This window comes from Photobacterium salinisoli (assembly GCF_003614885.1).
Taxonomy (GTDB): domain Bacteria; phylum Pseudomonadota; class Gammaproteobacteria; order Enterobacterales; family Vibrionaceae; genus Photobacterium; species Photobacterium salinisoli.
Window position 1 is genome coordinate 149,010 of record NZ_QZMS01000013.1, and the last position, 12,404, is coordinate 161,413.

8 protein-coding genes are annotated in these 12,404 nt (G+C 52.5%); 2 read left to right on the forward strand and 6 right to left on the reverse strand.

Annotation, left to right across the window (positions count from 1 at the left end; translation table 11 throughout):
- Positions 1-104 precede the first annotated feature (104 nt).
- Entirely contained in the window at positions 105-2,018 is a 1,914-nt protein-coding gene (locus D6M16_RS18520) for a methyl-accepting chemotaxis protein (RefSeq protein ID WP_120513357.1), read from the forward strand.
- 212 nt (positions 2,019-2,230) lie between these two features.
- Here the strand turns inward: D6M16_RS18520 and lpdA are convergent, their stop codons facing one another.
- The 5 genes from lpdA to ampD all read right to left on the reverse strand — a co-directional run bounded on the left by lpdA (position 2,231) and on the right by ampD (position 10,160).
- The gene (gene lpdA, locus D6M16_RS18525; protein ID WP_046220544.1) at positions 2,231-3,655 is read right to left on the reverse strand and encodes a dihydrolipoyl dehydrogenase; all 1,425 of its coding nucleotides are present in this window, start codon (positions 3,653-3,655) and stop codon (positions 2,231-2,233) included.
- Between the two features lie 187 nt (positions 3,656-3,842).
- On the reverse strand, positions 3,843-5,732 hold the full coding sequence (gene aceF / locus D6M16_RS18530) for a pyruvate dehydrogenase complex dihydrolipoyllysine-residue acetyltransferase (protein WP_120513358.1): 1,890 nt from the start codon (positions 5,730-5,732) through the stop codon (positions 3,843-3,845).
- Between the two features lie 13 nt (positions 5,733-5,745).
- Positions 5,746-8,409 (reverse strand): pyruvate dehydrogenase (acetyl-transferring), homodimeric type, encoded by a 2,664-nt coding sequence (aceE, locus tag D6M16_RS18535; RefSeq protein WP_120513359.1) that lies wholly within the window; start codon positions 8,407-8,409, stop codon positions 5,746-5,748.
- A 101-nt stretch (positions 8,410-8,510) separates the two neighbouring features.
- Positions 8,511-9,284, reverse strand: a complete 774-nt coding sequence (pdhR, locus tag D6M16_RS18540; protein ID WP_027253657.1) for a pyruvate dehydrogenase complex transcriptional repressor PdhR — start codon at positions 9,282-9,284, stop codon at positions 8,511-8,513.
- A gap of 321 nt (positions 9,285-9,605) precedes the next feature.
- Entirely contained in the window at positions 9,606-10,160 is a 555-nt protein-coding gene (gene ampD, locus D6M16_RS18545; protein ID WP_120513360.1) for a 1,6-anhydro-N-acetylmuramyl-L-alanine amidase AmpD, read from the reverse strand.
- 148 nt (positions 10,161-10,308) lie between these two features.
- Between ampD and nadC the strand changes: the two genes are divergently transcribed.
- A complete protein-coding gene (nadC, locus tag D6M16_RS18550) occupies positions 10,309-11,205 on the forward strand; it encodes a carboxylating nicotinate-nucleotide diphosphorylase (protein WP_120513361.1) in 897 nt (298 codons plus the stop codon).
- Positions 11,206-11,275: 70 nt separating this feature from the next.
- On the opposite strand, the gene glpQ is transcribed toward nadC, so the two are convergent.
- Positions 11,276-12,334: a glycerophosphodiester phosphodiesterase gene (glpQ, locus tag D6M16_RS18555; RefSeq protein ID WP_240435655.1), complete on the reverse strand. Its 1,059-nt coding sequence runs from the start codon at positions 12,332-12,334 to the stop codon at positions 11,276-11,278.
- Positions 12,335-12,404: the final 70 nt, after the last annotated feature.

Genomic DNA, 12,404 nt, shown 5'->3' on the forward strand with positions numbered 1-12,404 from the left:
ACCATATTGATCACTGGGCCGATGTGGGGTCACACCGGCTAAAAAATACAATTAATTCGCACACTTATACCGCAGAAATCCCGGTAGCAACAGAGAATTGATGCATGAACCTCAAGCAGCTTTCCATCAGGCAAAAACTTACACTGGCAATGAGCATAGCCGTCATAGCCTCAAGTGCATTAGTCAGTTACCTCAGCCTCAGCACGTCGCAGGACATTATTCAGTCACGCCTGCTCAGCAATGAACTGCCTACCCGGCTGGCTCATTTCAGCGGACAAGTGGAATCAGAAGTCAGACTGCTGCAAAACGCCACTGAACAGCTGGCGAACAATACGGCCATGCTCAATCTGCTGACGCAGCCTGTCAGCGCCGCCGATGAACAGCAGCTTATAAACCAGCTGAACAGCCTCAAGCGCCAGTATGGCCTGAACGATGCGTCGATTGCCAACCGGGAAACCGGGGATTACTGGAACCAGAACGGTTTCCTGCGACGCCTGAACCGCACTCAGGATAGCTGGTTCTACAACTTCCGTGACAGCAACAAGTCAAGAATGACCCAGGTGTTCAGGGAAGCAAACGGCGAGCTGAAGCTGTTCGTCAATTATCAGCAGCTGAACGGCACAGGGATGTCCGGCTTTTCCCGCTCATTCAATGATATGGCGAATCTGCTCTCGCAGTTCAAACTGGAGCAAACCGGCTTTGTAGTTCTGACGGATGCACGCGGCGTGGTACAGCTTGATCCGAACAACCGCAACCCGGAGAAAACGCCTTTTACCGATCGCTTTGGTTCTGACAGCCGGGTATTACTCGATAAGAGCCCTTTCAATCTGTTTACCGTCCAGTATCAGGACCAGAAACTGCTGCTGGCTTCCAGCTATATTCCGGCGATGGACTGGTTCGTGATTGCTCAGGTGCCGGAACAGGAAGTCTTTGCCCAGTTAAATGAAACCCGTAACCACGTAATGCTGCTGGCCGTCCTGACCACACTGGCATTCATTGGCCTGGCGGTGTACCTGAGCCAGACCATCACCCGGCCGATCCGTCAGGCCGCTGATACCTTCCGCGAACTGGGTGAAGGTGATGGCGATCTGAGCCGACGCATTCCGGTATCGGGTAAAGACGAAATAGCCGAACTGGCGAATGGTTTCAACGCCTTTGCCAGCAAGATCCATGCACTGGTCGTCGATGTCGCCGCCACGGGCACAGAACTCAGAGTGGCCGCCGAGCAAGTCTCTGCCCAGGCGCAGGCCACACTGGATCACAGCCAGAATCAACGCGATCGCACCCTGCAAGTGGTCACCGCCATTAATCAGATGGGCGCCACTGTCAATGAAATTGCCGGTAATGCGGCTTATGCGGCGGAATCCGCCTCACAGGCCACCTCAGCCACCAGCAATGGCCAGCAGGTGGTTCTGAGCGCTCAGGACAGCATTGAACAGCTGGCCGGCGATATGCACAACATGGCGAAAGTCGTCGCGACCCTGGCAGACAATACCGTCGCCATTGGCGGTATTTTGGAAGTGATTCGCGGAGTCTCCGAGCAGACCAACCTGCTGGCTCTCAATGCAGCCATTGAAGCGGCACGGGCTGGCGAACAGGGACGGGGATTTGCCGTGGTCGCCGACGAGGTACGTAATCTTGCCAGCCGTACCGCGGCCTCAACCGATGAAATCCAGACCATGATTAACCGCCTGCAGCAGGAAGCGCAAAACGCCGTACAGGCCATGCAGAACAGCCAGCAGTTAACCGAAGCCGGCACGCAAGCCGCTGATGATGCCACCAAAGCACTGCTGCTGATCAACGAGCAGATCCTGCAGATTTCCGATCTGAACACCCAGGTCGCCACAGCAACCGAGGAGCAGTCCACGGTTGTGTCTGACATCAACATCAACATCGAAGATATCAACGAGAACACCCAGCGCACCTCAGACACAGCCAATGAGATGGTCGCGTCCAGTCAGAATCTGCACGCTTTATCGCTCCGTCTGGAGCGTATGGTCAGCAGTTTCAAGCAGTAATCAGATGTGCAACGCCTTCAGGTATCGTGCCCTGAACACCCCCTCCTAACCTCCCCCGCCACGAGGGGGAGGAACAAAGCACGCACCAGTCCTTGCAACTCAAACGCTTGCTTCCCCTTTGCAAGGCAGGCGCTAAAAGCCTTTACTCTGGTTCAAAACGTAAAAAAGCGCCTCAAGGGCGCTTTTTTCATGCAATAAGAAAAGGTAAAAACTTACTTTTTCTTCTTCGCTTTGGCGTTTGGCAGGTCAGTGATCGAACCTTCGAACACTTCCGCAGCCAGACCCACAGACTCGTGCAGAGTCGGGTGCGCGTGGATGGTCAGTGCGATGTCTTCAGCATCACAGCCCATCTCGATAGCCAGACCGATTTCGCCCAGCAGCTCACCACCGTTAGTACCTACGATAGCACCACCGATCACACGGTTAGTGTCTTTGTCGAAGATCATCTTAGTCATGCCGTCAGCACAGTCAGAGGCAATCGCACGGCCAGAAGCGGCCCAAGGGAAAGTCGCAACTTCATAGTTGATACCTTCTGCTTTTGCTTCTTTCTCTGTCTTACCAACCCAGGCAACTTCTGGCTCAGTATAAGCAATTGAAGGAATGACTTTCGGGTCGAAGTAATGCTTCTTACCGGCAATCACTTCTGCCGCTACGTGACCTTCATGCACACCTTTGTGCGCCAGCATTGGCTGACCCACTACATCGCCGATGGCGAAGATGTGAGGAACGTTGGTACGCATTTGCTTGTCGGTGTTGATAAAGCCACGCTCATCAACAGCAACGCCGGCTTTCTCAGCGTCAATCAGCTTACCGTTTGGCGTACGGCCGATCGCCACCAGAACCGCGTCATAACGAACAGGCTCAGCCGGTGCTTTCTTGCCTTCCATTGACACATAGATGCCGTCTTCCTTCGCTTCAACCGCAGTTACTTTGGTTTCCAGCATCAGGTTGAACTTCTTGCTGATACGCTTGGTGAAGACTTTGATGATGTCTTTGTCTGCCGCAGGGATCACCTGGTCAAACATTTCAACCACATCGATCTGAGAGCCCAGTGCGTCATACACAGTACCCATTTCCAGACCAATGATACCGCCGCCCATTACCAGCAGTTTTTCTGGTACTTCTTTCAGTTCCAGCGCGTCAGTGGAATCCCAGATGCGTGGATCTTCATGCGGAATGAAAGGCAGTTCAATCGGACGTGAACCGGCAGCGATGATAGCGTTGTCAAATTTCACTGTAGTGGCTTCTTCGCCTTCTACAACGATAGTGTTCGGATCGGTAAATTTACCGTAACCGTTCACGACAGTCACTTTACGCATTTTCGCCATACCACCCAGACCACCGGTCAGCTGGTTGATGACTTTATCTTTCCAGATACGGATCTTGTTGATATCGGTTTGTGGCTCACCAAATACCACGCCGTGCTCGGCCATGGCTTTCGCTTCTTCGATGACTTTCGCCACGTGCAGCAATGCTTTAGATGGGATACAACCCACGTTCAGACACACGCCACCCAAAGTGCTGTACTTTTCAATCAGAACCGTTTCCAGACCTAAGTCCGCGCAACGGAAAGCGGCAGAGTAACCGGCAGGACCTGAGCCTAGAACTACGACCTGGGCTTTAATTTCTTTACTCATTATTGACCTCGTTGTAAGTCATCTATCCCTAACTGGCTGTAAGGCAGAATGCGTTATTTTTTTATTTTCAGACCGCGCAACAGTTTACAGACCTGTTATCACCCTGAAAAGGAAAATGGCATTCCCTGTGAGCCATGCAACAATTCCTTGCCCGTTCATACGGGCAAGGAATCTCGGGTCACACCTTTTACAGCACCAGACGACGAATGTCGGACAGCATGCCGTTCAGGTAAGTAATGAAGCGTGCACCTTCAGCACCGTCGATCACGCGGTGATCGTAAGACAGTGACAGCGGCAGCATCAGGCGAGGTTCAAAGTCCTTGCCGTTCCATACTGGTTTCATCTCAGACTTAGACACACCCAGGATGCCCACTTCAGGTGCATTCACGATCGGGGTGAACGCCGTACCACCCAGGCCACCCAGGCTTGAGATAGTGAAGCAGCCGCCCTGCATGTCTGCAGCCGTCAGTTTACCGGCACGGGCTTTCTTAGAAACCACCATCAGCTCTTCAGACAGCTCGTAAATGCCTTTCTTGTTCACGTCTTTGAACACAGGCACAACCAGACCGTTTGGCGTGTCAACGGCAATACCGATGTTGACGTATTTCTTCAGGATCAGGCTTTCACCGTCATCAGACAGAGAAGAGTTGAACGCCGGGAAGGCTTCCAACGACTTGGCAACGGCTTTCATGATGAACACCAGCGGGGTGATCTTCATGCCTGAGTCTTTCTTCGCTTCGATCGCGTTCTGCTCTTTACGGAACGCTTCCAGCGCTGTGATGTCTGCGTCATCCCACTGAGTAACATGCGGGATCATCACCCAGTTACGGTGCAGGTTGGCGCCAGAGATCTTCTTGATGCGAGACAGCGGTTTCACTTCTGTTTCGCCGAACTTGCTGAAGTCCACTTTCGGCCAAGGCAGCAGACCCAGTGCCGCACCGTCACCTTTACCGGATGCAGATGCCGCGGCACCAGATTCCAGGCGTTTCAGCGCGTCTTTCACATAACTCTGAACGTCTTCTTTCAGAACGCGGTTCTTACGGCCGGTACCTTTGACTTTCGCCAAGTTAACGCCAAATTCACGTGCCAGACGACGAACAACCGGAGAGGCGTGTGCGTACTCGTTGTTCTCAACGAAATCGCCGCCCGCTGCAGGAGCTTCCGCTTTCGCGGCCGGCGCTGCGGCAGGTGCTGCCGTCGGAGCTGGTGCTGCTGCCTGTGGTGCTGCCGCAGGAGCGGCACCGGCTACTTCGAAGACCATGATCAGAGAGCCGGTAGAGACTTTGTCGCCGGTCGCAATCTTGATTTCTTTCACTTTACCCGCGAATGGCGCCGGTACTTCCATCGAAGCCTTATCGCCTTCAACCGTGATCAGAGATTGCTCTTCTTCCACCATGTCGCCAACGGCAACCATGATTTCAGTCACTTCAACTTCGTCGCCACCGATATCCGGTACGTTCACTTCTTTGTCAGCCGCCGCTGCCGGTGCTGCTGCCGGAGCAGGAGCCGCCGCCTGAGGCGCTGCAGCAGGTGCAGAACCTGCTGTTTCAAATACCATGATCAGCGAGCCCGTCGACACTTTGTCACCGGATGCGATCTTGATTTCTTTTACCGTACCGGCGAATGGCGCGGGTACTTCCATAGAAGCCTTATCGCCTTCTACAGTGATCAGAGACTGCTCTTCGTCGACGCTGTCGCCAACCGCCACCATGATTTCAGTCACTTCAACTTCGTCGCCACCGATATCCGGCACGTGAACTTCTTTCAGTTCAGCGGCTGCTGGAGCGGCAGGGGCTGCTGCAGGCGCGGCTTCTGCGGCCGGAGCAGGTGCAGCGGCTGCTGCACCCTCTGCTTCAAAGATCATGATCAAAGAGCCGGTAGACACTTTGTCGCCTTCCGCTACTTTGATTTCTTTTACGATACCCGCCTGAGAAGCCGGTACTTCCATGGAAGCCTTGTCGCCTTCAACCGTGATCAGAGATTGCTCTTCTTCCACCTTGTCGCCAACGCTGACCAGGATTTCAGTAACCTCAACCTCATCAGCACCGATGTCAGGTACATTAATTTCGATTGCCATTATTTATTGCCTCTTACGCGAATAGCGGGTTGATCTTGTCGGCATCGATGTTGAATTTCTTGATTGCTTCCGCAACGGCAGATTTCTCAACATCACCACGCTTGGCCAGCTCGTTCAGAGCTGCAACAACCACGTAGCCAGCGTTCACTTCGAAGTGACGACGCAGGTTCTCACGGCTGTCAGAACGGCCAAAGCCATCAGTACCCAGCACTTTATAAGATTCAGCCGGGATGAAGGCACGAACCTGATCCGCATAGTTCTTCATGTAGTCAGTGGCTGCAATGGCCGGTTCAGTACCCATCACTTCCGCGATGTAAGATACTTTCTGCTCAGCTTCCGGATGCAGCATGTTGTAACGTTCTGCGTCCTGACCGTCGCGAGCCAGTTCGTTGAATGAGGTTACAGAGAATACGTCAGACGCAATGCCGTAATCGTCGCTCAGGATCTGAGCCGCTTTACGCACTTCGTTCATGATGGTACCTGAGCTCATCAGCTGAACTTTCGCTTTATCACCCACGTAGGATTCCAGCTTGTAGATACCCTTACGGATACCTTCTTCAGCGCCTTCCGGCATAGCTGGCATCGCGTAGTTTTCGTTCATTAGCGTCAGGTAGTAGAACACGTTTTCCTGATCGCCATACATGCGACGGATACCGTCTTGCATGATAACGGCCACTTCGTACGCGAACGTCGGATCGTAAGAGATACAGTTCGGGATGGTGTTGGCCAAAATGTGGCTGTGACCATCTTCGTGCTGCAGACCTTCACCGTTCAGGGTGGTACGACCGGCTGTCGCACCCAGCAGGAAGCCACGTGCTTGCTGGTCACCCGCCATCCACGCCATGTCACCAACACGCTGGAAGCCGAACATAGAGTAGTAGATGTAGAACGGAATCATTGGCAGATCATTGGTGCTGTACGAGGTCGCCGCAGCTACCCACGAAGACATAGCACCCAGCTCATTGATACCTTCCTGCAGTACCTGACCGGCGGTGTCTTCTTTGTAGTAAGACACAACGCCACGGTCTTCAGGGGTATAAGTCTGACCGCTTGGGTTGTAGATACCGATTTGACGGAACAGGCCTTCCATACCAAAAGTACGGGCTTCGTCAGCAATAATAGGAACGATGTTCTTGCCGATGTTCTTGTTCTTCAACAGCACGTTCAGTGCACGCACAAAGCCCATAGTGGTTGAGATATCACGCTTCTGCTCTTCCAGCAGCGGCTTGAACTCTTCCAGTTCAGGTGTGATGAACTCTTGCGTGAAGTTCGGCAGACGCTTAGGCGTGTAACCGTGCAGCGCTTTACGGCGTGCGTGCAGGTATTCGTGCTCTTTTGAACCTTCTTCCAGTTTCAGGTAAGGCAGGTTCTTCACGTCATCTTCAGACACCAGATCTTGCAGACCCAGGCGATCACGCAGGTGCAGAACATGCGTCATGTCCATTTTCTTCACCTGGTGCGCAATGTTCTTACCTTCGGCCGCTTCACCCATGCCGTAACCTTTAACGGTTTTGGCCAGGATAACCGTTGGCTTGCCTTTGGTGTCTTGCGCGTTCTTGAAGGCTGCATACAGTTTGGAAGACTCGTGACCGCCACGCTTGAGCGCGAAGATTTCGTCGTCAGTCATGTCTGCTACCAGAGCGGCTGTCTCTGGGTATTTACCGAAGAAGTGCTCACGCACGTAAGCGCCGTCTTTGGATTTGAACGTCTGGTAGTCACCGTCGATGGTTTCGTTCATCAGCTGCAGCAGTTTACCTGTGGTATCTTTAGCCAGCAGAGAATCCCAGTTGTTACCCCAGATAACTTTAACCACGTTCCAGCCAGCACCTTTGAACAGACCTTCCAGTTCCTGGATGATGCTGCCGTTACCCATAACAGGGCCGTCCAGACGTTGCAGGTTACAGTTAACCAGGAAGCACAGGTTGTCCAGTTTCTCACGCGCAGCGAAAGAAATCGCACCACGTGATTCTGGCTCATCCATCTCGCCATCACCCAGGAAGGCGTAGACGCGCTGCGCAGAGGTATCTTTCATACCACGGCCGTGCAGGTACTTCAGGAAACGCGCCTGATAAATAGAGGCGATTGGACCCAGACCCATAGATACGGTCGGGAACTGCCAGAATTCAGGCATCAGTTTAGGGTGCGGGTAAGAAGACAGACCTTTACCGTCCACTTCCTGACGGAAGTTATCCAGCTGCTCTTCAGTCAGACGACCTTCAACGAAGGCACGAGCGTAGATACCCGGAGAGATGTGGCCCTGGTAGTACACCAAGTCGCCGCCGTCTGTTTCGTTAGCTGCGCGGAAGAAGTGGTTAAAGCACACTTCGTAGAAAGCCGCAGAAGATTGGAAAGAAGCCATGTGGCCACCCAGCTCCAGATCTTTCTTAGAGGCACGCAGTACGATCATTACGGCGTTCCAGCGGATAATGGCACGGATACGACGTTCCAGAGTGGTATCACCAGGATACGCAGGCTCTTGTGCGGCTGGAATGGTATTGATGTAGTTAGTGGTAATGCCCGTTGGCATGTCTACTCCACCCAGACGCGCTTTTTCCAGTACTTGCTCCAGCAGGTACTGTGCACGTTCTACACCTTCTTCACGAACGACGGACTCCAGGGCTGCTAGCCACTCTTGAGTCTCCAGTGCGTCCACGTCATGCTTCATGACTTCAGACATGCGATCTATCCTTTCGTTGATATTCTACAAAACCAGGGTTTTATCGCCCCTAACAATGTCGCGACTGTTTGATACCGACCTCGGCTTATATGAGGGAAGTATTAATCCAGCCCGTCCTTGCGTTGCTGAATCCTGCGAAGAGAGCGTTCACGTCTGCTATCTTCAAGCGTTAAATCCAACAATGTTTCCTCGATATAAGCCAAATGTGCATGCGATGCTTCACGCGCCATTTCCGGCTGCCCGGAAACGATCGCATGCACAATATCGGCTCGGTGTTTGCTCACCTTCTCCACCACCTCAGGGCGACGGTTCAGGAGTTCAAAGTTTTGTAATACGTTTTGTTCCAGCAAGGGGGCGAGACTGCGGATGATATGCAGCAGTACCAGATTATGCGCGGATTCGGTCACCGCAATCAGATACTGCATCACAGCGGCAGCTTCAGATTTGAGATCACCCTGTTGCTGGGCTTCCTGTATCCGGCTGTGGCAGGCGCGGATACGGTCGAAGTCATCTTCATTGCCGCGCAGAGCGGCATAGTAAGCCGCCAGGCCTTCAAGGGCATGGCGGGATTCAAGTAAGTCGAGTTGTGTTTCAGGATGGGCTGCCAGCAAATCCAGCAGGGGATCAGAAAAGCTTTGCCATAACTGATCCGACACGAAGGTGCCTCCTCCCTGACGACGGGTCAGCAGATGTTTGGCTTCTAAGCGTTGAATCGCTTCGCGAACCGATGGGCGCGAAACGTCAAACTGCCGCGCTAACTCTCGTTCAGGCGGCAGTTGGTCTCCGGGGGACCATATCCCCTCCAGGATTAATCGCTCAAGTTCTTGCTCTATGACGTCTGAGAGCTTGGCTTGGCGGATACGCTTATAAGTCATTTATTAGTATCTGCTTCTTGTATTTTTTTATCTTACAGTGCGACCCTACGACCGGTTAATTGGTCATACCAATTTAACTATATACAGAAATTTTACAGAAATAATTGAGGATGTCTACCGACAACTTGATTCATGTCATGGTAGTTCGAGCAATAAATCCCCTTAATTCAGGCCATGAAAGCCAAAAATTATCGCAACTTTAGACCATAATCCCGCATGTTGCGAACAAGATTCACACAGAAAGTTAATGGTCAGACCAATTTATTAACATTTTTGTCACATATAAAAATGTCACTTTTTGTAAAACAGCTCAAATTTTTTTTAATCTCTTAACCCGGTTTTATAATCCCGCCAGTCAAAGGCCAGTCCGGGGTCGGTCTTACGACCGGGAGCAATAAATTCATGGCCGGTAATGCGGTCGCGGGACAATTGCGGATAACGGGCTAATAAAGTGCGGGTGAGTTGGCGCAGCGTGTCATACTGCGCCGGGGTATAAGGCAGGATATCTGTGCCTTCCAGTTCGATACCGATAGAATAATCATTGCATTTCTCTCTGCCGGCAAACTCGGACACACCGGCATGCCAGGCTCTGGCATTAAAAGGCACAAACTGAATCACTTCGCCATCCCGGCGGATCAGGCAATGGGCAGATACCCGCAACTGATGAATTTCCCGAAAATAGGGATGCCCATCCGGATCCAGTTGTCCGGTAAAAAGCTGCTCTATATAAGGACCACCAAACTGCCCTGGCGGCAGGCTGATATTGTGTATCACCAGCAATGAGATATCGGTTTCATCCTGCCGGCTGTCACAGAACGGAGAAGGCACCCGTTTTACTTTGTCCAGCCAGTGTTGGTCGTTAATTCTGAAGTTCATGCCTGCTGCCCGTTTGCTTGATTTTCCTGACGCTAAGGATAAAACCTGTAGCCGCTCTCACTCAACCCGAGAATGCCTTCCCCTTGCCAGCATCTCACAGTATGATCGGCTTAATTTCGACAGCCTCAGCCAACACGGTATATAAGTTATGAGCCCTACGGAACAAAAACATGATACGCAGTCTCGCCTGGCCTACCTGCGCCAGCAGCTTCCCGAAGATATCCGCCGAAATGTGGCCGATGCGCTGCGCGAAGATTTGGGCGGCGAGATTGATGCGGCCCGCGATATTACTGCCAGCCTGATCCCGGCGGACAGCCAGGGAACGGCTACCATTATTACCCGTGAATCTGGGGTGTTCTGCGGCCAGCTCTGGGCCGATGAAGTATTCCGTCAGCTGGGTGATGAAGTGACCATAGACTGGCAGGTCAGCGACGGTGATCCGGTTGAGCCCAATCAGGTGCTGTGCGTGCTGCATGGTCCGTCGCGCATTCTGCTGACCGGCGAGCGCAATGCAATGAATTTCATCCAGACCTTATCCGGCTGCGCCACCCAGGTGGCCCGTTACGCCGACCTGCTGGATGGCACCTCAACCCGTTTGCTCGATACCCGCAAGACTATACCTGGCCTGCGTAATGCGCTGAAATATGCCGTGGCTTGTGGCGGTGGCTATAATCATCGCATCGGTGTATTTGATGCCTATCTGATCAAAGAAAACCACATCATTGCCTGTGGCGGGATCAAGCCGGCGGTTGAAACCGCCAGGCAGCTCAACCCGGGCAAGCCAGTGGAAGTGGAAACCGAAAGTCTGGATGAACTGAAACAGGCCATTGATGCCGGCGCTGATATCGTGATGCTGGACAACTTCACCACCGACATGATGCGCGCAGCCGTTACCTTGAATCAGGGACAAGTCGCACTGGAAGTGTCGGGCAATGTTACCGATCAAACCTTGCGTGAATTTGCCGAAACCGGTGTCGATTATATCTCGGTCGGCGCACTGACCAAGCATGTGCGGGCCATGGATCTGTCAATGCGCTTTAAATAAGCTCAGATGACTAAGAACAGAAAGGGAGCGCCAGAGCGCTCCCTTTTTTATTAACCGGCTCCCAGTCGCGTTAGCCGCGATTCAGGAAAGTCACAGCTTTATCCGGAAAGTCAGTGAATACACCATCCACTTTCACTTTGTTATAAAACACGTCCAGCATGTCATCAAAGTTATCCGCATAAGGGGCAATACGGCCTTCATCGGCGCGGAAGGTGTATGGGTGAACCACCAGACCAGCAGACTTAGCTTCTTTCATCAGCGGCAGGATGATCAGGTTATCCTGGGTTGACTTGTCATCCACCAGCATAGGCTTCCAGGGTCCGATACCATCGGCATACTGGGCCACTTTCGCCATGCCGCCTTTTTCAAACATCCAGTCATAGTTGTACGGCGCTGCTTCCTTGCCCTGGTACACCATAGTCTCGTTCCAGTCGGTGTAGGCCATCAGCTGTACCAGATTGAGATCCATTTTCATGGCCGGCATCAGTTCATCGTTGATGCGTTTGAGTTCAATCGGATCAAAACACTGCACAAAGGCTTTGTCGTCTTTGCTGTCGTAGCCGTACGCTTTCAGCACTTTCAGTAAGGCCTTGGAGATATCCTTGCCTTCGTGGCGATGGAACCAGGGGGCTTTGATCTCAGGGTAGATACCTATATTGTATCCCAGTGTTTTGTTCAGCCCCTGGATCAGCTCGATTTCTTCCGCCAGTGTCGGCACAGTAAACGACGATTTCCACAGCGGGAAACGGCCAGGAAAACCCGCCACCTTGTTGCCGTCTTTATCGATATTAAAGCCTTCGGTCAGGCGCAGGCCTTGAATTTCAGCCAGGGTAAAATCGATCGCATAATAACGGCCGTCGGCACGGGCACGATCCGGATAACGCTCCGCCACATCTGTGACACGATCAAGATAATGATCATGCAATACAACCAGCTGGTCATCTTTGGTCATCACCACATCTTGCTCGATGTAGTCCGGTTTCATGGCATAGGCCATGGCTTTGGCTTCCAGGGTGTGCTCAGGCAGGTAGCCCGACGCGCCACGGTGGGCAATCACCAGCGGATCTGCCAGAGAGAAGGAAGAGTAAGTCAGTGCAGCCAGAGTTAAGCCAATAACGTTCAGTTTCATTTTATTATCCATATGTTGATACATAGACACCCAAAAGAGTCAGGCCGTCACAGTTATGAAACGGCCTGAA